Here is a 23,534-nt window from a genome sequence, read left to right on the forward strand (position 1 = left end):
AGTGATGGGGACAGTCTTGTGGATAAACTGCCTTTGTTTTGTGCCGCACTGCAAAAAAACTTGTTCTCGTCACAGTGCTGCGGCAACAGAGCCAGAATGTCTGATCCGCGTATCATAAATGTCGAACTCGACGAAGCGACCATCTTGTGGCGCAATGCCGATATTGAGCAGGAACGGCGTATTGCGATCTTCGACCTAATCGAAGAAAATCACTTTAAGCCCTTGCGAGAGCATGAAGATGGTTATGTTGGCCCCTATAAACTCCATCTTAGCGTGCAGGAAGGCAGACTCGTTATTTCAATAGCACGTGAAGATAGCGAACCACTCGAAACCCTGATCCTCGCACTGGGCCGGTTTCGTCGCCCGATCCGTGATTATTTCGCGATTTGCGACAGCTATTATCAGGCTATTCGCAAAGCCACTGCTCAGGAAATTGAGACAATCGACATGGCACGGCGCGGCGTGCACGATCATGGCGCCGAACTGCTCACCGAACGGCTGGATGGGAAAATAGAAGTCGATTTTAAAACCGCCCGTCGCCTCTTCACTTTGATCTGTGTATTGCATATCAAGAATTAGGCGATTCTCTGCGCATCGGTGCAGACAACCAATCGTCCAGTTGAGTAGCGCGTCAGGGAAATAGGGTGTCCACACAGAACAGGAAAAATACCGTACTGCGGTTCGGTCTGATCATCATTGTCTTGCTGGTCATCGCCTTTGTCTTGCGCAATATTGCCGTTGGCTGGGCCCCTCCACGCGATCAATACCCGGTTCAGGGTATTTCGGTGGATGCAAGCCATGGTCCAATCACATGGCATGTCGCGGGCGCAACCGGTGTTGATTTCGCTTACATTCGGGCAACCAATGGAGCGGAAAATCGCGATCCTAGCTTTGCTATCAACATTAAAGGCGCACGCGATGCAGGCATCCGCTATGGTGCCGTGCATGAATATAGCTTGTGCCGCCTCGCCAGCGATCAGGCGACGATGTTCGTAACCACCGTTCCGCGAGAAGAAAATATCCTGCCGCCCGCTGTCCGACTGGCCTATGAAAATGGCTGCAAGGACCGTCCAGGGCGAGCCTTAGTGCTGAGTGAACTCAATACTTTCCTCAACCAGATTGAAGGGCATAGCGGGAAGCCTGCCGTCATCATCGTCTCAAAGGAATTTGAGGAAGAATATAGTATCAGCAGCGGCATTAGTCGGACATTCTGGCTAGAGGGCAATTTCTTCCCACCCGATTATGCGACCAAGCCATGGGTGATGTGGCGAGCATCGGATATGCGGCGAGTTAGCGGCATCGATGGTCCGGTCAACTGGAATGTTGTGCGACCCTAAGCTTGCTGGCATGAAGCATCAAACGCCAACAGCCGAATCCCTGGAGATACAGAGAGACATGAGCATACTTTCCGACAGATGGATCCGCCAAGAAGCCAATCATAGCGGAATGATAGAACCCTTCGTGGAGGGCCAGAAGCGCGATGGCTGCATCAGCTATGGCCTTTCCTCTTATGGTTATGACGCGCGGGTAGCCGACGAGTTCAAGATTTTTACCAATGTTAACAGCGCTGTTGTAGACCCCAAGAATTTTGATGCGGACAGTCTTGTCGACCGAAAAACCGATTGCTGCATCATTCCACCCAATAGCTTTGCCCTCGCCCGAACGGTCGAATATTTCCGTATCCCGCGCGATGTGCTGGTCATCTGTCTCGGTAAATCAACCTATGCAAGATGCGGTATTATCGTGAATGTGACACCGCTTGAACCGGGCTGGGAAGGCCATGTGACACTGGAATTTTCCAACACCACGCCCCTGCCCGCAAAAATCTATGCCAATGAAGGCGCCTGCCAGTTTCTGTTCCTGAAAGGCAATGAGCCTTGCGAAACCAGCTATGCTGAGCGTGCGGGTAAATATATGGGGCAAAGAGGCGTGACTCTGCCAAAGCTCTAATTCATAAGATCGTTTCGAAATAAAACTGAAAATCAGGAGAGGCTTTATGGCCGATGCACGCGAATTTGATGTCATTATCTACGGATCAACCGGCTATACAGGCCGTCTGGTCGCCGACTATATGGCGAAACAATATGGTGTCGGCGGTGATGCTCCCAAATGGGCGATGGCCGGCCGGTCCCAGGAAAAATTGGAAGAGGTGCGCGACCTTATTGATGCGCCGAAAGATACACCATTAGTTGTTGCCGATTCTGATGACGCCGCCTCCATCGACGCAATGGCTAGTCGCGCGACTGTTATCCTAACAACCGTTGGGCCCTATCAACTCTATGGTGACGGCCTAGTCGCAGCCTGTGTTAAAAACGGCACTCACTATGTCGATCTTTGCGGCGAACCAGGCTGGATGCGTGAAAAGATTGACGAGCATCAGGAAGCAGCCGAAAAATCAGGCGCACAGATTTGTTTTTCCTGTGGTTTTGACTCCATCCCCTTCGACCTCGGCGTTTTGGCACTGCAGAAGGAAATGGATAAGCGTTTTGGGAAGCCAGCCACACGCGTCAAAGGACGCGTCCGCGCTATGGAAGGTACATTTTCCGGCGGAACCGCGGCCAGCTTGAAAGAAACGATGAAGGCCATCGCCAAAAACCCAGGTCTCGTAAAAATTCTCGCTAGCAGCTTCGGCCTGACACCTGGTTTTGAAGGACCGGATCAGCCAAATATGATGATCCCCAAAAAGGACAAGGCACTGGATAGCTGGGTTGCACCTTTTATCATGGCACCAATCAACACCAAGAACGTGCACCGCACCAACTTCCTGCTCGACTTTCCCTATAGTGAAGACTTCAGATATGATGAAATGGTCGTCACCAGCCCCGGCGAAATGGGCAAACAGGCTGCCGAAATGCTGGCAAAAGCCAATCCACTGGGCGGCGACGATGCACCCAAGCCCGGTGAGGGCCCGACCAAAGAAGAGCGTGAAAACGGCTATTATGACGTCATATTCCTTGGTGAAACCGCCGATGGTGAAACCGCCAGCCTCTGCGTAAAGGGCGATAAAGACCCGGGCTATGGCTCAACCTCCAAGATGATTGCTGAAGCGGCGCTTTGTATCGCGCAGGATGGCAATAAACATGGCGGCGGTATCTGGACGCCCGGTGCTTTGATGGGCAAAAAACTGACCAAGCGGCTCGAAGCCAGTGCTGGCCTCAGCTTCATTGTAGAAAGTTAGGAAAAGCGAATTTCCTAAATTACCCATTCAGGTATAAATACTATATGGACAAAGAGGCGGGCGCTGAAATAGCGTCTGCCTCTTGAATTTTTACGAAATGGAATAAAGTTCGTCGGCACGATGTTGAAGCGCCTATTTAGCAAAAAAACGGAAACCCGCCCTTTGGACACCGCCTGTATTCCCGATGGGCGGCGTGTCTATGCCATTGGTGATATCCATGGCCGTAACGATTTACTGCAACAGTTGATCGAGAAGATCATAGATGACGATGCCAAGCGCGGCGATTTCAGTAGCGAAATCATCTTTCTCGGGGACTTGGTCGATCGCGGCCCGGACAGCTCGGGCGTGATAGAAACAGCCATTCAGCTTAAAAAAGAGCTGGGCGATGTCCGTTTCCTGATGGGCAACCATGAAGAAGTCTATTTGAAAGCCGCAACAGGAGATGAAAAAGCAACTCGCTTTTTCAACCGCATCGGCGGCAAAGAAACTATCCTGAGCTATGAAATCACCATGCGGGATTATATGGATCTCGATAATGCGGGCCTAGCCGAGCGCTTACCAGACCTGATCCCGGCCCATCATATCGAATTTATCAAAGCTTTTGAGAACCAGATTATTGTTGGCGATTATGCTTTTGTACACGCTGGTATTCGTCCGGGCGTATCTCTGGACGAGCAGAAACCAAAGGACTTGCGGTGGATTAGAGAGGAATTCCTGTCTGTCAAAGAACCCCATGAGAAAGTTATCGTCTATGGTCACACGATCAATGATGATGTGGTCGAAAAAGGTAATCGGATCGGCATTGATACCGGCGCTTATTATACCGAGAAGCTCACAGCTTTGGCGCTGGAAGGCGACCAGCGCTGGTATCTAGACACAGCGCTCCCCCAATAATCTGCCACAACAAAAAACGGCGGAACCCGATGGGCCCCGCCGATTGTTTTTTGGGTAGTGATCAGAAATGTCTTAAGCGACTTGAGCCTCATGTCCGGCTTCTTCTTCCATATCGCGAAGAACATAGCCGCGGCCCCAAACAGTTTCGATGTAATTTTCGCCACCGCAGGCCAGAGCCAGCTTTTTACGCAACTTACAAATAAACACGTCGATAATTTTGAGTTCCGGTTCATCCATCCCGCCATAGAGATGGTTGAGGAACATTTCCTTGGTGAGCGTCGTGCCCTTACGCAGGGAGAGCAGCTCAAGCATCGCATATTCTTTACCGGTCAGGTGAACACGGTTGCCGTCGACTTCAACCGTCTTGGCATCAAGGTTCACGGCAAGCTTGCCGGTACGGATAACCGATTGTGAATGGCCTTTGGAGCGGCGCACAACAGCGTGAATACGGGCAACCAGCTCTTCGCGATGGAAAGGCTTGGTCACATAATCGTCGGCACCGAAACCAAAGGAGCGCACTTTGCTGTCCATTTCGCTGATACCGGAAAGAATGAGAACAGGTGTCTGCACTTTGGCGACACGCAGTTTTTTCAAAACATCATAACCATGCATATCTGGCAGGTTAAGGTCGAGACATATGATATCGTAATCATAAAGCTTACCCAGATCGAGGCCTTCTTCGCCCAAATCGGTTGTGTATACATTAAAGCCTTCGGTCGTCAGCATCAGCTCAATTGCTTTTGCAGTTGTTGGCTCATCTTCAATCAGCAGCACACGCATTGGGCAGCCCCTTTTCTTAATTTACGCACCAGCAACGGGTACACTCCCGAAGCCCCTCGATCATTTATTAACCATAAGACAGATGAACGTAAAAGGTTAATTTTAGATTAATCTAGGATTAAGCACGAGTCGCAGTAGGGGCTATGACTCTGTAAGCCGCAGAAATGAGTCGTTTCAGGACTCTGAGATCCTTCGAAAAAAAATTAACTTTTTTCCATCAAAACAACGCGAAAATAGCTTTTCGGATGCTTTTTTGATGGAATTCGATGCAAATCACTTCACTTATGTGAGCAGGATTGGTTTAATATCTTTAACAGGACAGGCTCTATGCCGCTCGTTCCTAATCTACTAAGAACCGGCAATGGCCTTCGATATTCCTGACAGCGCAATAAGCGAAACCTTCCTCGCAGCATCTGGCCCCGGCGGCCAGAATGTTAACAAGGTCGAGACAGCTGTACAGATGCGCGTTAATATATATGCTCTGGGCCTACCCCCATTTGCGTTTCGAAAATTACGCGAACTGGCCGGACGTAAAATGACCAGTGGTGGTGAATTGATTATCACGGTGCGCGAACATCGCACCCGTGAAGCTAATCGCGCTGAAGCACGCAAGCGGGTTGAGGACATGCTCGTTGAATCGCATCAACGTGATGCCCATCGTATAAAGACTCGTCCAAGCCGAGCAGCCAAAGCCCGCAGGGTGGATTCCAAAAAGAGGAAATCCAGCGTGAAGAAGATGCGCGGGAAGCCAAGTTTGGACTGATTGACGCCCCACCGCTCGACGCTCCAGATTACCGTTCGACCTCAAAGCTCTCAGATTCAGCCTATTTACAGGGCGTTACATCTGATGCTTAATATCGGTTAACTATAGGTCAACAGCACCGATTAAATGGTCATGCGTAATGACCCCCATCATGAAAAATTCGAAAAGCATATTTGCCCCACGGCAACCAAACCCCATGTTTTTGGTCCTTACCATTGCTCTGGTGAGCCTGTCCGGCTGTAAGTCCGGTTCGGGTGGGAATAGCGACAGCAGCGTGACGTTGCCTAATTCTACTACCTCGGCACCAACCCCAACGCCGTCACCAACCCCCGCACCGACACCGGCGCCGACACCAACTCCTGCACCAGCTCCAGCGCCAGCACCAACCCCTACGCCTGCGCCAATCCCATCGGGCTCGCTGGAGGGTTTGCCATCTATTCCCAGCAATTTTAATATTGCAGACTATCTCCAGCCATCCTGGGGCCATGGCAATGTGCCTGTCAGCGCCGCTCCTGACGTAGTGGGCGCTTTCCGTTTTCTCTGCATGCCAAGTCACAATGCTTATGACGATCCGATTGTCTATCCTGGTGAATCTGGAAAATCCCATCTGCATACGTTTTTCGGCAATACCAAAGCGGATGCTAACTCAACTTATGAATCCTTGAGAACCACTGGCGAAAGCACCTGTAATAACATGCTGAACCGGTCGGCTTATTGGATACCGTCAATGATGAACGGCCAAGGCCAAGTTGTCATGCCCGACTATGTTTCCATCTATTACAAGCGCCGCCCGGACGATGATCCAGAATGTCAACGCATGGGGAAAGCATGTATCGCCCTGCCCCGCGGGCTGCGCTATGTCTTTGGCTATAATATGCAGGATCCAGCAAAAAGCTCGAAGTTTCACCTGAATTGTCAAGGTGACGGTGCAAAATCGGGTACCTATGCCAATATTCCCGAGGCAGCGGTCAATTGTCCTTCCGGAGCACAATTGGGAGCGCTATTGTCGGCACCACCTTGCTGGGATGGTGTCAATCTGGATAGCCCAGACCATCGCTCTCATATGGCGCAACCATCTTACGGGAACTGGGGCTATGCGAAATGTCCTGATACCCATCCCTATGTTATTCCGACATTTACCTTAGGCGCTTGGTACACAACCGACGATACGCTGGACCGCACAGGGAATATGGATCCGATGACTGAAACATGGCATTTCTCGTCAGATCGCATGGCCGGAATGATGCCTCATACGCCGGGATCGACCTTTCACTCGGATTGGTTTGGTGCATGGGATGATACGATCATGGACAAGTGGACAGCGAACTGCATCAACAAACTACTCAACTGTTCCGGTGGTGACCTTGGAAACGGCGAACAGCTGAAATTTTTTGACGGCTATACAACCAAAGCCAATCCGCGTCTGGTTGCTCCGCCGGTCCGGACATAAGCTATGAAAACGGGTCGAGTGGAATAAAATACCACTTGGCTTGCCAGCCGCTGATGCATATAGAAACCGCACCGTCATAAGGACATCCTAGCAGGGTTCATAGTGACGAAAGCGGATAATCTATGGTCACCACTGGTGATGACGAAAGCAGCAATCAAAACGCCGACGATATTGTTTGGCTGCACGGTGCGGGCCTTTCTGGCAGCACGTGGCCGACAGATATTGGCGGCATAAAGCCTGACCTTCCCGGCCACGGCACATCCATGTGCATTTCCAACCCGACGGTAGAGCGCTATGCCGATAGCATAGAGCCGCTCTTGCCCAATCGCTTTGCTCTTGTCGGCCATTCGCTCGGCGGCATGGTCGCCTTGGAACTGGCCACCCGTCATCCTGAAAAAGTGCGCGCTTTGGTGCTTGCTGAAGCAGTACCAACGGTTTTGCAGTCGCCAATAAGTATATTTACAGCGCGGATTGCCAAAGCGATCATGAGTCATATCAGTCCGAAGCGGCTAGCCTGGCTTTCTGGCCTGTCGGAACCGGAGCAGGTGAAGCACCATCTTCGCGACCAAATTGGATCAATGACTGCACAGGGCATTAAGGCTGGTCTGGACGCGGCCATGCAATATGACAGCCGTCGCCATTTTCCAGACATCAACGCCCCGACACTAATCATTATCGGTGAACGCAACAAATCGACCCATGAGGGGGCGAATTTGTTACTCCAAGGCATCCCCAATTCGCAGTTAATGGCAATGCCGGGCGGGCACATGATCCATATTGAAAATGCTGATCTGTTTTACTCCACGGTTCTTGAATTTTTGGGAGACAAAAAATGAAACTGCGTCATAGAGTACGGGGCAATCCTGACGGACCACCGATCGTCTTTCTGCACGGCGGCAGTTTTACCGGACGGATGTGGCTCGACATCGCAGACATGCTACCGGAATTTCATAGTATCATCCCGGATCTTCCAGGCCATGGTAAAAGCGCCGATCGCTGTCTTACGTCGTTGGAGCAAGCAGCGGACGATATCGCCGATCTGATCCGAACGCTATTTGAAGATCGCCCAGTACATTTGATCGGCCTTTCCTTTGGTGGATATGCAAGCTTACACCTGCTCATCCGGCATCCAGATCTTATAAAACGTGCGATGATTAGCGGTGTTCATGCGGGTTCGATGCCTAATCCAAAGTTGATGATTTTAGCAACGACCCTCTCTTCGCCACTCATGAGGTTTCGGTGGTTTCGCAAGAAGATGATCAAAATGATGGGGCTCGATGACTATAGTTTGGCATCCGATACAGAAGGCCGGGCAAACGCCACTCCAAAAACAATGCGCAAAGTGGGAAAACTGGCCGTTGAGTTTGATGTGAGAAAGCAAATTTCGGAGATCGCAACGCCGACTTTACTGTTAGCAGGTACGAAAGAGCATCCCATGATCCTTGATGATCTGCCCTTCTTTCAAAGCGCCATGAAGAATTGTCGTTCCATGCGGGTTCCGGGCATGGGGCATGGGTGGTGCGGCGAAGACCCGGCGCTTTTTGCCGAGACTGTCCGCGCGTGGTTGAACCAAAAAACGCTACCAAAAGTGCTTGAACCTATTCGAAGCAAAGATACTTAAACCTATTCTTCTTTGGGAATTGGCTTGAACCCCCCTCCCAAAAGCTGATAGCGGATTTTCCATGCATGATTTCTCGATTTCTCAAGATCAGTCACCGGACATATTATATCAGGACTTGATCTCTGCCGCCCGCGCGCTGACGGACGGAGAGCCTGATGCCATCGCCAATATGGCCAATGTCTCTGCCCTTATCTGGCAATATGTACCTGATCTCAATTGGGCCGGTTTCTACCGCCTATTGGGCGATGAACTCGTGCTCGGTCCGTTTCAGGGCAAAAGCGCCTGTATCCGGATTGCGATGGGCAAAGGTGTTTGCGGAGCGGCAGCCGCCACCAATCAGGTGCAGAGAGTCGCCGACGTCCATAGTTTCCCCGGTCATATCGCCTGCGATGCCGACAGTCGCAGCGAGCTTGTCGTACCGGTTTGCAAAGATGGCAAGGTCATAGCTGTGCTTGATCTCGACAGCCCCCTGCCCGACCGATTTTCGGTAGAGGACGAAACCGGCATGACAAATTTGATCGCAGCCGTCTCTAACAACCTTGGTTAACAGCGTATAAACCATATTGCCCCATTTCGAGACAGTCTTCAAAAACATCCCTATTTTACAGGCTGCTAATGGCCAAACAACTGCAGAAATGGTAACTATTGGTTAACCATTATACGGTGGAGCGCGCCAATTGCGTGGTCCAGAACAGGGAGTTGTTAACCATGAAGACCCTTTTATTTGCTGGCTTGGCTGGTGCAATGGCCATGGTGCCGGCAGCGGCTTCTGCAGCCATCGAATCGTTGCCTAGCAACAGCACCACACCTGTGGACATCTCCTTCGCATCTCCGGCAGCGCTTGCCTCTGACGTGGAGGGCGCAAAAAAGATGGCCACACAGCTGGGCGGCCGGCATTTACGCGATGGCGCCAAAGTCCGTATGGGACGTATGAGAGATCGACGCGGCTATAAGCGTCCGCATCGTGGTTTCCGTTTGCCTCGTACCTTCATTCGGCCCAGTTTCTTTATCTCCAACTATGCCAATTACGGTCTCAGACGGCCATCTCATGGCTATGGCTGGTCACGTTATTATAATGATGCGGTGCTAACCGATCGCCGCGGTGTGGTTTATGACAGCGTTAGTGACCTCAACTGGGATCGCTATAATCACGGCTACAATGATGGCTATCGCGCCGGTCAGGCAACTTATGACACCAGCATCCTGATGAATGATGATCAGGTTGTCGCTACACCGTCTGGTGCCTATGGTGGTTCATCAACCTATCAGGGCGATTGGAACGGTGCTTATCAAGAGGATGGCAGCTATCAAGGGGACTGGCAGGGCACATATCGCGATGCCGAAGGCAGGGCTTATGAAGGCCAATATTCCGGTACATTCATTGGGAACGGCGAGGCGTCACAAGTCGGCGCCAGCTATGCTGACGGACCGCATTGGAGTATCGAAGGACCGGTAAGCGCTGGTACCGACTATGATGCGCCTCGCTATTACACCGAGCGCTATGATGGTCGTGATGATGAATTGGCTTATCTGGAACGTTGCAAAAAAAGTAGTGGCATTGGTGGAGCTGTCGTTGGCGGTGCCATTGGTGCACTGGCTGGCAACCGAATTGCCGGACGCGGAAACCGGCTTGGGGGATCCCTAATTGGCGGCGGCGTTGGCGCATTGGCCGGCGCAGCTATTGATCAAGGTACCGATCGATGCCGGAAGCTAATGAAGAAATATGGTCAGGACTATCGGGAGCGGCAACAATATTCACGGGCGCCTCAACCTCGATACCGGACGCAGCAACGCTACCCAAGCGGGTGGCAGGGTGGATATTATTATCCGGCTTATTATTATCAGCAGGCTCAACCTACGGTTACAACGATTGTTATCCAATCGGCGCCGGTAACTACAACAACCACAACGACCTATATCGATGAGGAAGTTATCTACACCAAGGCCAAGCCAGCAAAGAAACGCTGGAAACCGGCTCCCAAAAGAGTGTGGAAGCCAAAACCAAAGCGGCACGTTCCGGCACCCGTTAAAGGCTGCCAGCAAGAATGCTGTCTCTATTGCGATTGATTGGCCAATGATGAAATTAAAAAAAACCGCTGATCAGAGATGATCGGCGGTTTTTGTTTGAGACATAATGCTCTCAAAAGGTTTTAATAAGGAGCTGTCTGATTAGACGGACTTTTTCAGATCAACCTTTGGATCAAAACGCCGCCATCCATCAGGCCCCAGCTGTTCCAGCGGCTGGAACCGGACCTTATACTCCATACGGCTCGATCCGTTGACCCAATAGCCGAGATATACAAACGGCAAGCCCGCTTTGCGCGCACGCAGAATATGATCCATGATAATGAAATTGCCAAGACCAGCGCGGTCGGGGTGATCCGCATCAAAGAAACTATAAATCATCGACAAGCCGTCACCTTGTTGATCGGTCAAGCAGGCTCCGACCAAACGGCCTTTCACACCATCTACGGTAGGTTCGCGATACTCAACGACATAGCTTTTGACCGGTGACTGTTCGATCATGTCGGAATAGTCCATCTCATCCATCTCGGTCATACCGCCACCGGGATGCCGTTTAGAGAGATATTTTTGCAATAGAGAGAATTGCTCTTCGGTTGCCCACGGTTCGCAAGCTTCCACAACGAGATCCTGATTGCGGCGGAGCAATTTGCGTTGGGTGCTATTGGGCGCGAACTCATCCACAACCACGCGGACCGAAACGCAGGCTTTACAATCCAAACAACTGGGCCGGTAAGCGACATTTTGACTACGGCGAAATCCGATACGACCCAAGGCATCATTCAATTCATCGGTATGCGGACCGCTTAACTCCGTAAAAACCTTCCGCTCGCTTTTACCCGGCAGATAGGGGCACGGACTCGGGTTTGTTACGAAAAAGCGGGGGAAGCGAACCGGTGCAGTCACAAATGAGAGCCTTAAGTTATCTGTTTAAGAATCAGTAACCCTAATATGCCTCCAGTCATCCGACATGAAAAGGTAATTTACCATGATGTAAAAATCACGACCACCAAAGTCTGGTTTGCTGCGGAAACTGAATCAAAAGGATAAAAAAAAACGGGACGAAAAACGCCCCGCTTTTTAAGAATATCTTGTCAGGCCTCAGGGGCTTGTTGGATCATCGTCGTCATCATCAGCAATGATGATGATGCCAGCGATCACAGCTGCAGCAGCCAAAACGCCGATGATGATGCCGGTGCTACCTTCAAGCTTCTGTGCTTCGGTATCAGCGGTAGCGCCGATGCGTTCTGCAACTGGAGCTGTGCTCTGAACAGCCTGAGCCATTGCGGGGGCAGTCATGAGGGAAACGGCTGCTACGGAAGCGGCCAATTTAGTGAACTTCATTATATACTCCAATCAGAATATTTACGTTTATCAAGGAAGCATTCCAAAACTCGGTTTGCATCCCCGATAGGGATAACAACGTTGCACGACTCTTTATTATTAGCATCCGTTATCAATTTCTACTTACGTTTGGATTGCGCCAAAGGCAAGTATTAAACCGTAAAAACAGATGAGCTAATTGAATAGCGCGGTGTTTTGATAATCATTGCTTTTCTGTGACATAAACAGGCCGTCCACCAACCCAAGTCTGCTCGACAGTGATATTCCGGATCACTTGCGGCGTCGCTAACATCAAATCGTCGCTAATTATAAGGAAATCTGCGCGTTTCCCCTTGGTTAAACTGCCAATTCTATCCTCCGCAAAAGCGGCATAAGCGGCATCAACTGTATAGGCTTGCCATGCCTGTTCACGTGTTAGCTTCTCGGCTGGCAGCCAACCGCCAAAGGGCTGACCATTTGCATCTTCTCGGGTAATGGCAGCAGCCAGGCCAGGAAATGGGTTAGAGGATTCGACTGGTACATCGGTACCAAAGGCCAATTTTGCGCCCGATTCGAGTATCGAGCGCCAAGCATAAGCACCATCCAGACGATCCGGTCCCAAACGCGCTTCTGCCATCAGCCGATCCGAAGTTTGATGGACAGGCTGCATCGAGGCAATCGTTCCCGTCTTGGCTATTCTGGGCAAATCAACCGGATCAACAATTTGCGCGTGCTCTATCCGCCAACGCCGGTCACCTTTGAAGGTATATTGTAATTCTTCAATGGCGGACAATAATTCTTCATTCGCCTGATCGCCAATGGCATGAACAGCGGTCTGAAAACCATCCATGGCCGCGCGGCTCATCTTATTTTTGAGCTGCGCCGACGTCAGCAATGCTAGACCTTTCTCAGACGGCTTGTCGGCATAAGGTTGCTTCAACAACGCACCGCGCGACCCCAGAGCCCCGTCAATATAAAGTTTTACGCCCGCGAGTTTGAGATGGTCCTCGTAAAGCCAAGGCGATGGCCCCGGCCCGCCGATAGCAATCATATTGTCAATTTCACCCGCATAAGAGATGATCCGAACTTTTAGCTGCCCCTTATCTCCTGCCCGCCGGAAACTCTGCCAATGCTGCATGGATGTTCCCATGTCGGCGATTGTGGTCACACCTTGGGATAGTAATATTTCCTGTGCTTTCATCAGCGCCAGATCATTTTCAATTGGCCGGGGTGCCGGGATGCTCTTTGCAAATAGATTCTGCGCTTTATCAACGAAAATACCCGTAGGCTTACCGCCAGATTTCTCGATCGCACCGCCGGATGGAGCTTTTGTTGCGGCGGTAATGCCAGCCGCTTTCATACCAGCGCTATTAACCCAGGCCGCATGCCCATCGACACGCTCCAGAAAGACCGGACGGCCTGGAACAATCGCATCAATATCCGCGGCGGTGGGGAAACGGCCAAGTCCCCATGTCTCCTGATTCCATCCGCGCCCTATGATCCACGGACGATTGGGATATTTCTCAGCATATCCGCGCAGTGCCTGCTGCGCTTCAGCGAGAGACTTTGTGCTCGAAAGGTCGAGCGTTAGCGCGGCGAAACCCAATCCCATGACATGGCCATGCGCATCAACAAAGCCGGGTATTAAGGTTTTGCCCTTGCCATCAAATTGGAAATCAAGATCCTTTGGGCGCTTGTCCTTGCGATCCAGCAATTCCTTTACGCGTCCGTCATCGTCAATCACCATCGCGGCGAAACGTATGACCTTGCCCTCTTCATTGAGGGTCATGCCGTTAACATTTTCAATCAAGCTATCAGCCTGCGCTGGTAAGCTCGCAAATAAAACGCCTGCACATAAAGCCGTACCGGCCTTCACTATCGAAAAAATACGCATTACTATCCCCTAAACCTCAAATTTAAGCCCTGCTTTTGGGCAATCGCGACACCAGCGAGCTGGTATCATGCCGACCACCACCGGCCACCTGCACCTCAGCATAAAATTGATCGACTAAGGCCGCCACTGGCAAGGTCGATCCGTTGGTCCGTGCTTCTTCCAGCGCCAGGCCGAGATCCTTACGCATCCAGTCGACCGCAAAACCAAAGTCAAATTCATCTTTGGCCATCGTGGCCCAACGATTGTCCATCTGCCAGCTTTGCGCCGCACCACCAGAGATCGCGTCATATACTTTGTCGAGATCCAGCTTGCTCGCCTGTGCAAAACGCAAGGCTTCAGACAGCCCCTCCAAAACCCCGGCAATCGCTATTTGATTGCACATCTTGGTCGTTTGCCCCGCTCCTGGTCCGCCGACATGCACGATACGCGCAGCATAGACGTTCATGATGATCTCTGCTGCTGCGAAAGCTTCTTTGCCGCCGCCGCACATGATCGACAGTTTGCCATTTTCTGCTCCAGCCTGTCCGCCAGAAACTGGCGCATCCACGACATGGATGCCGCGCCCCTGCGCCTCGACAGATAATTGCCGCGCAATCTGTGCCGATACCGTTGTATGATCTATGAACAGGCTGCCACTTTGCATCGCGCCAAAGGCACCGTCGCGGCCCATTGTAACCGAACTCAGGTCATCATCATTGCCGACACAGCTGATTACAATCTGGGCATCTTTGGCCGCCTCGGCCGGGCTATGGGCAAAAGCTCCACCATGCTCCGCGACCCATTTCTCCGCTTTGGATTTGGTACGATTATAAACTGTCAGATCATGTCCAGCACGAGTCAAATGCGCTGCCATGGGACCGCCCATCACGCCAATTCCGATAAATGCAATTTTTGCCATAGGTTACTCGCATAATCATTGTTTCCCTGATTGACCAGATGCGTTAGGGGCCTTGGCACTATGACAGAAGAAAACACCGCACCGCTCCCGACGTTCAACTATGATGATGTCACAGCCGCCCATGCCCGCATAAGGGATCGGGTCGTGCAAACACCTACGCTGAAAAGCATCACCTTGTCCGAGATGGCAGGTGCGGAAGTCTATCTGAAGTTCGAAAACTTGCAATTTACCGCCGCTTATAAAGAACGCGGTGCGCTCAATGCCTTGCTCCTGATGGACGAAGACAAACGCGCCGCTGGCGTCATTGCGGCTTCGGCAGGGAACCATGCACAGGGGCTCGCTTATAACGCCAGAAACCTTAGCATCCCGGCGACTATCGTCATGCCGACCACCACTCCCATGGTCAAAGTAGAACAAACGCGTGGCCATGGTGCAGAGATTGTCATGGCGGGCGGCAATTATGACGAAGCCTATTCGCATGCGATGGAACTCGCTGCACAACGGGGCCTGACTTATATCCACGCCTTTGATGATCCGCGCGTTGCTGCCGGTCAGGGCACCGTGGCAATCGAGATGCTCGAAGCCGTGCCTGATCTTAACCGCCTGATCATCCCGATCGGCGGCGGCGGGCTATTTGCCGGCATGGCAACGGCCGCTCGTGCGATTAATCCTGACATCAAGATGACCGGCGTACAGGCAGCGCTTTATCCGAGCATGTACGGCAAGTTAAACGGCAAGGACGTGACCGCTGGCGGCGACACGCTGGCCGAGGGTATTGCCGTGCGCAATCCATCGGAATTCACAGCGGCTGTCATCCAGAAATACGTCGATGAGATCCTGCTGGTCGGCGAAGCGCAACTGGAAGGCGCGGTTAGCCTGCTACTCCAGATAGAGAAAACCGTTGTCGAGGGCGCTGGCGCTGCGGGCCTTGCCGCTCTGCTCGGCAATAAGGAAAAATTTGCCGGTGAGAAAGTCGGCCTCGTCCTATGCGGCGGTAATATCGACACGCGCCTGCTTGCCAACGTGCTGCTCCGCGATCTGGCCCGCTCCGGCCGCCTTGCCCGCCTGCGCCTGCATCTGCGCGATCAGCCCGGTGCGCTCTATAATGTCGTGAAGCAATTTGCCGAGCATGAAGTCAATATCATCGAAGTCTATCACCAGCGCGTGTTCACCAACCTGCCCGCCAAAGGCCTGATCACCGACATTGAGTGCGAAGCAAAAGACAAAGAGCAACTGGACGGATTGATCGCTGATCTGAATAAAGCCGGCTATGATGTACGTCAGGTGGAATTGGCGGATTAGCAGCCACCCACATGTCCGCTAGCGTCCGTAACCCAAACCACCGGCCTGTTTTCTTGCTATGAGGTCCTGAAAATTAGAAGGAATGCCCGTTGAGAAAGAGAAAAATTGCAGCGATAGCTTTGGGAATCACTCTGGTCGGCGCTGGGGCAGCCGCTTATGTTGCCTCGCCAACCATCCATGCCGGACAAACGGGTGAAGCACCGGAACTAGGGCGGCATGGTGAATATGCCATCGGCACAAGCGTCAAAAAATTTGCACTTGAAGATCGCACCAAAATTACAACTTGGGGCGCGATTTCGGGGAACTTGACCGATACGGACCGGGAACTGTCGGTTCGATTCTGGTATCCTGCCAAAACCGGAAATGGCGATACAGCCCAATATAGTCATGTCATGCGGCCACCGGGCAAAGACCCGGTAACCATTTCCGCGCAGGGCGTGGCAGTGCCGGATGCTGAGGCCATTGCAGGTCAGAAATATCCGCTCGTCCTGATGTCCCACGGCTTTGGTGGGTGGGATACGCAGTTTAGCAATCTGGCAGAACAAATTGCATCACATGGCTATATCGTCGCTTCGATCAATCACGCGGACATGCCTATAGATGGCGTCACGTCATTCCTGTTGTCTTTTGGAAATGTGCTTGTGGACAGAACCCTCGACCAACGCCAAATTCTGACCCAGATATTGGATGATGCACAATCAGGATCACACACTTACGCAGCGCAAATTGATTCTGGAAATGTGGGGCTGATCGGCTATTCCATGGGTGGATATGGGGCCATTGCGTCTGCGGGTGCGCCCTATGATTTTGCAAATGATCCGATGTCTAATATTCCCGCAACCGCCAGAACGGTGATGGAAGAGGCCTTAGAGAAACCCTTGCCGATCAAATCGTTGGTTACATTTTCACCCTGGGGCGGACAACCGGATAGCCGGGCATGGACGGCAGATAGTATTGGAAAGATCAATAAACCGGTTCTGGTCATTGCTGGAAATCAGGATGATGTGGTCAATTATGAAGAGGGCGTGAAGTGGCTGTTCGAGAATATGACCGGATCGGATCGCTATATGTTGGTCTATCGTGAAGCGCGGCATAATATTGTTGGGAATGATTTTGATCTCGAAGCAGACGGTAATTTCACAACAGCAGAATTTCTGAAAGAGCCGGTCTGGCGAAGTGATCGGCTAAATGCCATCAACCAACATTTTGTAACGGCCTTTCTCGATATGACCTTGAAAGGTGATGCATCCAAGGCGGATTATCTGAACGTGCCAACTGCAGACTCCAATGACAGTAATTGGCCCATCGGCTTTGGTGAGCAGCTGAACGGGAAAATGGCTGACGCCGAACAATCGGATCATTGGAAAGGTTTTCAGCGCCGTTGGGCCGTTGGTCTGGAAATGAAACGAATGGAGAAAAAGCCATAACGGGATGGTTGCGATCATCCAAAGGATTCATAGATCGCAAAGAGCTATTGAGACAAAATTGATTCACTTTGATCTTCTGTAGCACCCGATTAAAGAAAATTTGCATCCGCAAACGGGTTTCTCTCGTAATTTTCAATATACGAAAATTAGGAGACCAATAGAACGCTATGAGATCACCCCAATCGCAGGATCAATCACTGGCCATCTTATCCCGAACAATTTTTAAGAATCCGCCGGACCCAGAACGCGCTCATATGACAGAGCACAGGGCGCCGGATGGATCGTTCAACATCTTAAATTCCCTGCTGAAAGCCAGCAGTCTCGATATTGTTTTGCAAGAAAAGTCTCTCTTTACATTATTGGCGCCCACCGATGCAGCATTTACAAAACTACCAGCCGGTGAAATCGACAGTCTATCACAGGAACAGTACAAAGACCGACTTGTTTCATTGCTTTCTCGCCATGTTATCTCAACCTTGATCTCTTCGACAAGCCTCGCAACCTGTTCGATTGAAGCCAAGACGGTCGAGCAAGAGACCGTTGCGATTACGGTACAGGGCAAATGGATCTCCATGCACTCAGCCACCGGCATTCAACTGTTGGATGCGAGCGTAGTCGGCAATGATATCAAATCCTCCAACCGCGTCATCATCCCGATTAATGCGGTTGCGATCAACGAGAATATAAACGCCTCAGAGGGCTGGTAATGGGCCGGTATTTTGATCGATTTCCGCGTTGCAGATATCGCCGCACTGAAAAATACTAAACCCGCGCCGTTACCCCGGCATCGCGCATTCCGCGCCAAACTTGCGCCGCCTGCACGGTTTCTGGAACGTCATGGACCCGAACGATCTGTGCGCCGTGCTGGATCGCATGGTGCGCGAAGGCGACGGAGCCGCCCAGACGCTGGTCCACCGGCGCTTCCTTGGATAGCGCCCCGATCATCCGTTTGCGGCTGGCGCCGATGAGTAGTGGCTGACCAAGAGCGTGGAACAGGGCAATATTGTTCATCAGGGCCAGATTGTCGGACAGCGACTTGCCGAAGCCCAGGCCGGGATCGATGATGATCTTTTCGCGCTCAAAACCGGCTTCCACGACATCGGCTATGCGCTGTTCCAGCCAGTCGAACGTGTGGGTGACAACATTTCCATAACCCTCGCCCTTATGCGGGTCCTTGCCGCTGGATGGGGCGTGCATGAGTACCACCGGTCTGCCCGATACGCCTGCGACTTCCAGTGAGCGTTTGTCGTACAGTAGAGCTGAGACATCATTGATAATATGCGCGCCTGCCGCAATCGCCGCTTCCATGACCGCTGCCTTGCGCGTGTCGATGGACAGCGCCGCGCCACATTGAGTGAGTTTCTCGATGATCGGCACAACACGCTTAATTTCGTCGCCTTCCCAGACGGTTTCAGCACCGGGCCGCGTGGACTCGCCACCTATGTCGAGGATCGATGCGCCTGTGGTCGCCATATCGAAACCAGCATCTGCCGCTATTTGTGGATCGCCATCATGTTTACCGCCATCGGAAAAACTATCCGGCGTCATGTTGAGGATGCCCATCACATGGGGCTGGTCAAAGCGCAGCACCCGCTCTCCGCATTGCAGCGGTGCATGAGCCTTGGCCAGATTTGCAAACAATGCTGTAGCGCGCTCTTGCAGAGGCTCTGGCAATCGCGAGGCAATCTTGTCCCACAGCTCCACCGGAACCAGGTTCCGGATCGGCGCTTTGTCTTCCTCAAATATCGAATATTCAACTTGAGAAAACCATAGCAAGCTGTTGTTTAAACGCTTATTTTGATCATCAAAATATTGCGGACTATCGAGAAACCCAACGGGTTTCAGGTAGATTTTCGCATCCGAACCAATATCCGCCATGAGACGATCCTATGGCTCCGTTGCCAGCAAATAGGTTTGCCGCAGATTGTCCACCTGCCGCAACTCTTTGCCATCGTCATAATACCAATAGGTCCAGCCGTTACAGCTGGGCGCATCCTGCACTGTTGCACCGATTTTATGGATAGAGCCTTCATGCCCGTTCCACAGCAGCGAACCATCGGCCCGTACTTTCGCTTTGAACTTGCGGTTCTTGCTGCACAATTCCGTACCTGGCTTCAGATAACCGGTTTCAACCAATGTGCCAAAAGCCACCCGCGGTTTGGCCTTAGGCGATTGCATGGTTTTCAGTTCACTTTCATCCAGTGGCAGCGCCGCTTCAATGCGTTCTTCCGCTACGTCGCAATAGTTATCTTCTTTTTCGCAGCCAATCCAGTTGCGACCCAACCGTTTTGCCACCGCGCCAGTGGTTCCGGTGCCAAAAAACGGATCGAGCACGACATCGCCCTTATTGGTCGTTGCCAGCATCACACGGTACAGCAAAGCTTCTGGCTTCTGGGTCGGATGGGCCTTCACGCCATTGCGTTTCAGTCGTTCCTGCCCGCCGCAAATCGGCATCACCCAGTCACTGCGCATTTGCAGCTCGTCATTGAGATTCTTCATCGCGCGATAGTTGAAAGTATATTTGGCTTTTTCGCTTTTCGACGCCCAGATCAGCGTTTCATGCGCGTTGGTAAAGCGCGTGCCCTTGAAATTGGGCATCGGATTGGCCTTCCGCCAGATTATATCGTTGAGGATCCAATAGCCCAAGTCCTGCAGAGAAGCGCCAACGCGGAAGATATTATGGTAGCTGCCAATCACCCACAATGAACCATTGGGCTTCAATATGCGCCGTGCTTCTTTCAGCCAAGCCTTTGTAAAGGCGTCATAGATCGCAAAACTATCAAACTGGTCCCAGGCGTCATCAACGGCATCCACTTGCCCGCCCTCGGGCCGATAAAGATCACCGCCCAGCTGCAGATTATACGGTGGATCAGCAAATACCATATCAACCGATTCATCCGGCAAAGACTTCATCGCCTCCACACAATCCATCTTCAGAATCTGATTGAGCGGCAGGTCGACTGCTGGCTTTTTTGCCTTGCTCGTCTTTGCCTTTGCTTTTGTTTTGGGCGTGTCGATACGCTCAATGATACCCATGAATATTTCGCCTTTTTGACTGAAGTTGCGCTCAGGGTGAGTCCTCAGCAGCCATCGGTCAAGGCCGTTAACCTAGGTTAAAGCCGTATCTTTATGGTTAACGAGAGATTGAAAAAGAGAACGAAACGAGTCCGCCACCAGATATGGAGTCTTGGCCTGTATCACGGACTCAATCCCTAGTGGTGTGTCCCAAAGGACTCGCTCTCGAACTCAAATGTGAAAAAAATAAAATCATCGTATTTCACAAAGACTAACCGAAAATTTTGGTTTCGCAGTGGTTAACTTGTTTGCCGGGTTCCGCAAAATATGGTTATATCGACCCATTATTTGAACTGATGCCTATATTTGATCATGCGGGGGCGCATAATGACTGTTGATACCAAATCAAAAAACACGGGCGATACTGTAAAACCAGCTTCCCAGAATGATCTCTTCAAAGCAAAAACCAATGACAGCGAACAAGGGCTGTTACAGGCCGAAAAGGACGCGGTGACCGTGCCTTTTGGCGCAAAATATGGCGGCAAGGCGGCCCGCGCAAAGCTGCGGGAACATGCCATTCTCTCCACCACCAAAATCGGTGGTTCTATCGCAGCCATCTATTGGATGTTTGCCTATGGTTCCGGCTGGGTGGAATGGTCCGCCTTTCTGGTCGGCTATTTCCTTTCCATGGTTGGCTGTATTGTGGGCTATCACCGCTATTTCTCGCATCGCGCCTTTGAGACATCCAAGCCGATGGGGATATTTATCGCGATATTGACCCAATCTGCAGCGCAGGGTTCTGCCCTGCACTGGGCAGCCAATCACCGCCGCCATCATGCGATGACCGACAAGGTCGGCGATGCGCATAGCCCACATTTTGACGGCTATGGCAAACCGCTAAAAGGCTTCATGAAATTCCATCATAGCCATGTCGGCTGGCTGTTTGACCGGACGACAACCGATCTCAGCATATATGGCAAAGGTCTGGTCGATGACGAAATCGTCATGTTCGCGCATCGGACGCGCTGGTTCTGGTATTTTGTCTCAGCGATTGTTTTCCCTACACTCTGGGCCTTGGCCTTTGCTGGTCCAGAGGCGATTATCGGGACGATCTTGATTGCCGGATTGTTGCGGATTTTCGCGGTGCTCACCGTCTTGCAGAGCGTGAACAGCATCTGCCATCTATTTGGATCACAACGCTTTCATGGTCATGGCACGGCCAAGAATAACCTGCTCGTCAACATCCTGACCATGGGTGATGGCTGGCATAATAACCACCATCAGCATCCCCGCTCTGCCACCTCCGGCGTGGTGTGGTGGGAATTTGACCTGTGCGCCAACATCATTCGCCTGTGGGAGAAAATGGGACTGGTGTGGAATGTCAAATGGGCACCGCGCTATACCAAGGATGAAAATGGCGAGTGGGTTCAAGAAAAGGCCAAGACTGCGGTCAAACAGCCCGCTTAAAGCAAGGAAAACTGAGCGACAGGCGCAAAGCTTTTGCGGTGCAAAGGCGTAGGCCCATATTCCCTGAGTGCCGCCATATGCTCCGCTGTGCCATAACCCTTGTTCCGCTCCCAGCCATATTCGGGATATTGCTCCGCAGCCGCAATCATCATCCTGTCACGATGTTCCTTGGCGAGTATCGAGGCTGCTGAAATGCAGGGATGGATGGCATCGCCACCGATTACGGCCTCCGCATCATGGTCCCATTTCGGTAAGCGGTTGCCGTCGACCAATATGTGATCGGGCTTTTGTGACAAGCCGTCAGCAGCACGCGTCATAGCCAGCATAGTCGCTTGCAATATATTGATAGAATCAATCTCAGATTCATCACATAATGATATGTAATATATCGTTTTTTCTAATATTTTAGCTTCAAGAACGGCGCGCTTTTTCGCGGTCAGCTTCTTACTATCATCCAGCCCTTTGATATCATGTCCATCCGGCAAAATCACAGCTGCTGCAACCACCGGTCCAGCAAGAGGTCCCCTGCCCGCTTCATCAACACCGGCTATATATTTCGCCGTCATATCTTGGGCACGCCCATTGGGCCATGTCCAGTGCCAAAGCCCGGTGCCGCCTCGAGACTTGCTCTGACATAATCGCGCGCTTTGCCAATCGCGGCGATTGGCTCATCTCCATGCGCCAGATAGGTCGCGATGGCTGAGGACAAGGTGCAGCCGGTTCCATGGCTATGACGCGTATCAATCCGGCTGCCTTCCCAGCTCTCGATCTCGCCATCGGCGCCGATCAGCCTATCAATCAAAGTCTCATCCTCCCCATGGCCGCCTTTGACCAGAAACGGCACCTCATAACGGGAGATGGCTTCCTCCCCGCCGAGACGCTCCATTTCGTCAAGATTGGGCGTGACAAGGCTGCTCAGCGGAATGATCTTCTCAAATGCCGCGATCGTGCGATCATCGGCCAGTGTAGCGCCACTGGTTGCCACCATGACTGGGTCAAAGATCACCGGTTTATTGCGCAGTGATTTCAAGAAACCAGCAACCGCCAGAGCAATTTCCGGCGATCCCAGCATCCCGATTTTAATCACATCAGCATCAAAATCATCCATCACCGCCCAGATTTGCGCCAGCACCATATCGGGCGTCATCAGTTCAACTGCGGTAACGCCCGCGCTATTTTGCGCAGTCACGGCAGTTATCGCGGTCATCGCGTGACCACCGAGATTGGTGATCGTCCGAATATCGGCCTGTATCCCTGCCCCGCCGCCGCTGTCAGATCCAGCAATGGACAGGACGCGCGGGCAACCTGTCTTCATACGGCGAATAGCAGCAAGACGACTGCGGCAAATAGGAGGAAATCGGCTATTCCGATACCAATGATCACCGCTGTCCGGTTTTTCTGAAACCAGTCTGGCACGATGATGAACAAGGCTAACCCTACCGCGATCGGGATGAAGAGTACCATGATGATGATCGCCAAAAATATCACGCTAAACACCCG

At 51.8% G+C, this 23,534-nt stretch carries 25 protein-coding genes; 15 read left to right on the forward strand and 10 right to left on the reverse strand.

The window, feature by feature from the left end:
* Window positions 1-96: 96 nt before the first annotated feature.
* From ABJM21_RS06610 to ABJM21_RS06630, 5 genes are all read left to right on the forward strand, one after another.
* Complete coding sequence (locus ABJM21_RS06610; RefSeq protein WP_348302210.1) at window positions 97-579, forward strand: UPF0262 family protein; 483 nt, start codon at window positions 97-99, stop codon at window positions 577-579.
* A gap of 65 nt (window positions 580-644) precedes the next feature.
* A complete protein-coding gene (locus ABJM21_RS06615) occupies window positions 645-1,337 on the forward strand; it encodes a GH25 family lysozyme (protein ID WP_348302209.1) in 693 nt (230 codons plus the stop codon).
* A 58-nt stretch (window positions 1,338-1,395) separates the two neighbouring features.
* Window positions 1,396-1,950 carry a dCTP deaminase gene (gene dcd / locus ABJM21_RS06620; protein ID WP_348302208.1) on the forward strand — a complete coding sequence of 185 codons (555 nt, stop codon included), beginning with the start codon at window positions 1,396-1,398 and terminating at the stop codon, window positions 1,948-1,950.
* Window positions 1,951-1,996: 46 nt separating this feature from the next.
* Entirely contained in the window at window positions 1,997-3,178 is a 1,182-nt protein-coding gene (locus tag ABJM21_RS06625) for a saccharopine dehydrogenase NADP-binding domain-containing protein (RefSeq protein WP_348302207.1), read from the forward strand.
* A 162-nt stretch (window positions 3,179-3,340) separates the two neighbouring features.
* Complete coding sequence (locus tag ABJM21_RS06630) at window positions 3,341-4,072, forward strand: metallophosphoesterase family protein (protein WP_348302205.1); 732 nt, start codon at window positions 3,341-3,343, stop codon at window positions 4,070-4,072.
* A 72-nt stretch (window positions 4,073-4,144) separates the two neighbouring features.
* Here ABJM21_RS06630 and ABJM21_RS06635 read toward each other — a convergent pair whose 3' ends face one another.
* Entirely contained in the window at window positions 4,145-4,852 is a 708-nt protein-coding gene (locus ABJM21_RS06635) for a response regulator transcription factor (RefSeq protein WP_348302204.1), read from the reverse strand.
* A gap of 361 nt (window positions 4,853-5,213) precedes the next feature.
* Here ABJM21_RS06635 and arfB point away from each other — a divergent pair, with 361 nt between their 5' ends.
* The 6 genes from arfB to ABJM21_RS06665 all read left to right on the forward strand — a co-directional run bounded on the left by arfB (window position 5,214) and on the right by ABJM21_RS06665 (window position 10,753).
* Entirely contained in the window at window positions 5,214-5,615 is a 402-nt protein-coding gene (gene arfB, locus ABJM21_RS06640) for an alternative ribosome rescue aminoacyl-tRNA hydrolase ArfB (protein WP_348302203.1), read from the forward strand.
* Window positions 5,616-5,811: 196 nt separating this feature from the next.
* The gene (locus ABJM21_RS06645; RefSeq protein ID WP_348302202.1) at window positions 5,812-7,065 is read left to right on the forward strand and encodes a DUF1996 domain-containing protein; all 1,254 of its coding nucleotides are present in this window, start codon (window positions 5,812-5,814) and stop codon (window positions 7,063-7,065) included.
* A 122-nt stretch (window positions 7,066-7,187) separates the two neighbouring features.
* Window positions 7,188-7,901, forward strand: coding sequence for an alpha/beta hydrolase (locus ABJM21_RS06650; RefSeq protein ID WP_348302201.1), 714 nt, complete (start codon window positions 7,188-7,190; stop codon window positions 7,899-7,901).
* Entirely contained in the window at window positions 7,898-8,686 is a 789-nt protein-coding gene (locus ABJM21_RS06655; protein WP_348302200.1) for an alpha/beta hydrolase, read from the forward strand. The genes ABJM21_RS06650 and ABJM21_RS06655 overlap by 4 nt, the downstream gene beginning before the upstream one ends.
* Window positions 8,687-8,747: 61 nt before the next feature.
* Entirely contained in the window at window positions 8,748-9,233 is a 486-nt protein-coding gene (locus ABJM21_RS06660; protein ID WP_348302199.1) for a GAF domain-containing protein, read from the forward strand.
* Between the two features lie 161 nt (window positions 9,234-9,394).
* Window positions 9,395-10,753 carry an RcnB family protein gene (locus tag ABJM21_RS06665; protein ID WP_348302198.1) on the forward strand — a complete coding sequence of 453 codons (1,359 nt, stop codon included), beginning with the start codon at window positions 9,395-9,397 and terminating at the stop codon, window positions 10,751-10,753.
* A gap of 102 nt (window positions 10,754-10,855) precedes the next feature.
* On the opposite strand, the gene ABJM21_RS06670 is transcribed toward ABJM21_RS06665, so the two are convergent.
* The 4 genes from ABJM21_RS06670 to ABJM21_RS06685 form a co-directional block, all read right to left on the reverse strand.
* The gene (locus ABJM21_RS06670; RefSeq protein ID WP_348302197.1) at window positions 10,856-11,614 is read right to left on the reverse strand and encodes an arginyltransferase; all 759 of its coding nucleotides are present in this window, start codon (window positions 11,612-11,614) and stop codon (window positions 10,856-10,858) included.
* A gap of 195 nt (window positions 11,615-11,809) precedes the next feature.
* Window positions 11,810-12,052 (reverse strand): hypothetical protein, encoded by a 243-nt coding sequence (locus ABJM21_RS06675; RefSeq protein ID WP_348302196.1) that lies wholly within the window; start codon window positions 12,050-12,052, stop codon window positions 11,810-11,812.
* A 202-nt stretch (window positions 12,053-12,254) separates the two neighbouring features.
* Window positions 12,255-13,925, reverse strand: a complete 1,671-nt coding sequence (locus ABJM21_RS06680) for an amidohydrolase (protein WP_348302194.1) — start codon at window positions 13,923-13,925, stop codon at window positions 12,255-12,257.
* Between the two features lie 22 nt (window positions 13,926-13,947).
* Window positions 13,948-14,823 (reverse strand): NAD(P)-dependent oxidoreductase, encoded by an 876-nt coding sequence (locus tag ABJM21_RS06685; RefSeq protein WP_348302192.1) that lies wholly within the window; start codon window positions 14,821-14,823, stop codon window positions 13,948-13,950.
* 60 nt (window positions 14,824-14,883) lie between these two features.
* On the opposite strand from ABJM21_RS06685, the gene ABJM21_RS06690 reads away from it, so the two are divergent.
* The 3 genes from ABJM21_RS06690 to ABJM21_RS06700 all read left to right on the forward strand — a co-directional run bounded on the left by ABJM21_RS06690 (window position 14,884) and on the right by ABJM21_RS06700 (window position 18,259).
* Complete coding sequence (locus tag ABJM21_RS06690; RefSeq protein WP_348302191.1) at window positions 14,884-16,125, forward strand: threonine ammonia-lyase; 1,242 nt, start codon at window positions 14,884-14,886, stop codon at window positions 16,123-16,125.
* Window positions 16,126-16,214: 89 nt separating this feature from the next.
* Window positions 16,215-17,552 carry a dienelactone hydrolase family protein gene (locus ABJM21_RS06695; protein WP_348302189.1) on the forward strand — a complete coding sequence of 446 codons (1,338 nt, stop codon included), beginning with the start codon at window positions 16,215-16,217 and terminating at the stop codon, window positions 17,550-17,552.
* A 254-nt stretch (window positions 17,553-17,806) separates the two neighbouring features.
* The gene (locus ABJM21_RS06700; protein WP_348302187.1) at window positions 17,807-18,259 is read left to right on the forward strand and encodes a fasciclin domain-containing protein; all 453 of its coding nucleotides are present in this window, start codon (window positions 17,807-17,809) and stop codon (window positions 18,257-18,259) included.
* Window positions 18,260-18,314: 55 nt separating this feature from the next.
* On the opposite strand, the gene folP is transcribed toward ABJM21_RS06700, so the two are convergent.
* Both folP and ABJM21_RS06710 read right to left on the reverse strand, forming a co-directional pair.
* Window positions 18,315-19,430 carry a dihydropteroate synthase gene (gene folP, locus ABJM21_RS06705; protein ID WP_348302186.1) on the reverse strand — a complete coding sequence of 372 codons (1,116 nt, stop codon included), beginning with the start codon at window positions 19,428-19,430 and terminating at the stop codon, window positions 18,315-18,317.
* Between the two features lie 9 nt (window positions 19,431-19,439).
* Window positions 19,440-20,588 carry a DNA methyltransferase gene (locus ABJM21_RS06710; protein ID WP_348302185.1) on the reverse strand — a complete coding sequence of 383 codons (1,149 nt, stop codon included), beginning with the start codon at window positions 20,586-20,588 and terminating at the stop codon, window positions 19,440-19,442.
* 366 nt (window positions 20,589-20,954) lie between these two features.
* Here ABJM21_RS06710 and ABJM21_RS06715 point away from each other — a divergent pair, with 366 nt between their 5' ends.
* Window positions 20,955-22,034: an acyl-CoA desaturase gene (locus tag ABJM21_RS06715; protein WP_348302184.1), complete on the forward strand. Its 1,080-nt coding sequence runs from the start codon at window positions 20,955-20,957 to the stop codon at window positions 22,032-22,034.
* Here the strand turns inward: ABJM21_RS06715 and ABJM21_RS06720 are convergent.
* The 3 genes from ABJM21_RS06720 to ABJM21_RS06730 are packed head-to-tail and all read right to left on the reverse strand — an operon-like array spanning window position 22,031 to window position 23,531.
* Window positions 22,031-22,600, reverse strand: coding sequence for a ribonuclease HII (locus ABJM21_RS06720; protein WP_348302183.1), 570 nt, complete (start codon window positions 22,598-22,600; stop codon window positions 22,031-22,033). The two genes, ABJM21_RS06715 and ABJM21_RS06720, sit on opposite strands and share 4 nt — an antisense overlap.
* Window positions 22,597-23,349, reverse strand: a complete 753-nt coding sequence (thiD, locus tag ABJM21_RS06725; RefSeq protein ID WP_348302182.1) for a bifunctional hydroxymethylpyrimidine kinase/phosphomethylpyrimidine kinase — start codon at window positions 23,347-23,349, stop codon at window positions 22,597-22,599. Before thiD ends, ABJM21_RS06720 begins: the two co-directional genes overlap by 4 nt.
* Entirely contained in the window at window positions 23,346-23,531 is a 186-nt protein-coding gene (locus tag ABJM21_RS06730) for a hypothetical protein (protein ID WP_348302181.1), read from the reverse strand. Before ABJM21_RS06730 ends, thiD begins: the two co-directional genes overlap by 4 nt.
* Window positions 23,532-23,534: the final 3 nt, after the last annotated feature.

This window comes from Parasphingorhabdus sp. (genome assembly GCF_039977335.1).
Taxonomy (GTDB): domain Bacteria; phylum Pseudomonadota; class Alphaproteobacteria; order Sphingomonadales; family Sphingomonadaceae; genus Parasphingorhabdus.

Coding starts and splice junctions, on each gene's coding strand:
- ABJM21_RS06610 (WP_348302210.1), top strand. CDS start 97: ATGTCTGATCCGCGTATCATAAATGTCGAACTCGACGAAGCGACCATC.
- dcd (WP_348302208.1), top strand. CDS start 1,396: ATGAGCATACTTTCCGACAGATGGATCCGCCAAGAAGCCAATCATAGC.
- ABJM21_RS06625 (WP_348302207.1), top strand. CDS start 1,997: ATGGCCGATGCACGCGAATTTGATGTCATTATCTACGGATCAACCGGC.
- ABJM21_RS06635 (WP_348302204.1), bottom strand. CDS start 4,852: ATGCGTGTGCTGCTGATTGAAGATGAGCCAACAACTGCAAAAGCAATT.
- arfB (WP_348302203.1), top strand. CDS start 5,214: ATGGCCTTCGATATTCCTGACAGCGCAATAAGCGAAACCTTCCTCGCA.
- ABJM21_RS06645 (WP_348302202.1), top strand. CDS start 5,812: ATGTTTTTGGTCCTTACCATTGCTCTGGTGAGCCTGTCCGGCTGTAAG.
- ABJM21_RS06650 (WP_348302201.1), top strand. CDS start 7,188: ATGGTCACCACTGGTGATGACGAAAGCAGCAATCAAAACGCCGACGAT.
- ABJM21_RS06655 (WP_348302200.1), top strand. CDS start 7,898: ATGAAACTGCGTCATAGAGTACGGGGCAATCCTGACGGACCACCGATC.
- ABJM21_RS06660 (WP_348302199.1), top strand. CDS start 8,748: ATGCATGATTTCTCGATTTCTCAAGATCAGTCACCGGACATATTATAT.
- ABJM21_RS06665 (WP_348302198.1), top strand. CDS start 9,395: ATGAAGACCCTTTTATTTGCTGGCTTGGCTGGTGCAATGGCCATGGTG.
- ABJM21_RS06675 (WP_348302196.1), bottom strand. CDS start 12,052: ATGAAGTTCACTAAATTGGCCGCTTCCGTAGCAGCCGTTTCCCTCATG.
- ABJM21_RS06680 (WP_348302194.1), bottom strand. CDS start 13,925: ATGCGTATTTTTTCGATAGTGAAGGCCGGTACGGCTTTATGTGCAGGC.
- ABJM21_RS06685 (WP_348302192.1), bottom strand. CDS start 14,823: ATGGCAAAAATTGCATTTATCGGAATTGGCGTGATGGGCGGTCCCATG.
- ABJM21_RS06690 (WP_348302191.1), top strand. CDS start 14,884: ATGACAGAAGAAAACACCGCACCGCTCCCGACGTTCAACTATGATGAT.
- ABJM21_RS06700 (WP_348302187.1), top strand. CDS start 17,807: ATGACAGAGCACAGGGCGCCGGATGGATCGTTCAACATCTTAAATTCC.
- folP (WP_348302186.1), bottom strand. CDS start 19,430: ATGGCGGATATTGGTTCGGATGCGAAAATCTACCTGAAACCCGTTGGG.
- ABJM21_RS06710 (WP_348302185.1), bottom strand. CDS start 20,588: ATGGGTATCATTGAGCGTATCGACACGCCCAAAACAAAAGCAAAGGCA.
- ABJM21_RS06715 (WP_348302184.1), top strand. CDS start 20,955: ATGACTGTTGATACCAAATCAAAAAACACGGGCGATACTGTAAAACCA.
- ABJM21_RS06720 (WP_348302183.1), bottom strand. CDS start 22,600: ATGACGGCGAAATATATAGCCGGTGTTGATGAAGCGGGCAGGGGACCT.
- thiD (WP_348302182.1), bottom strand. CDS start 23,349: ATGAAGACAGGTTGCCCGCGCGTCCTGTCCATTGCTGGATCTGACAGC.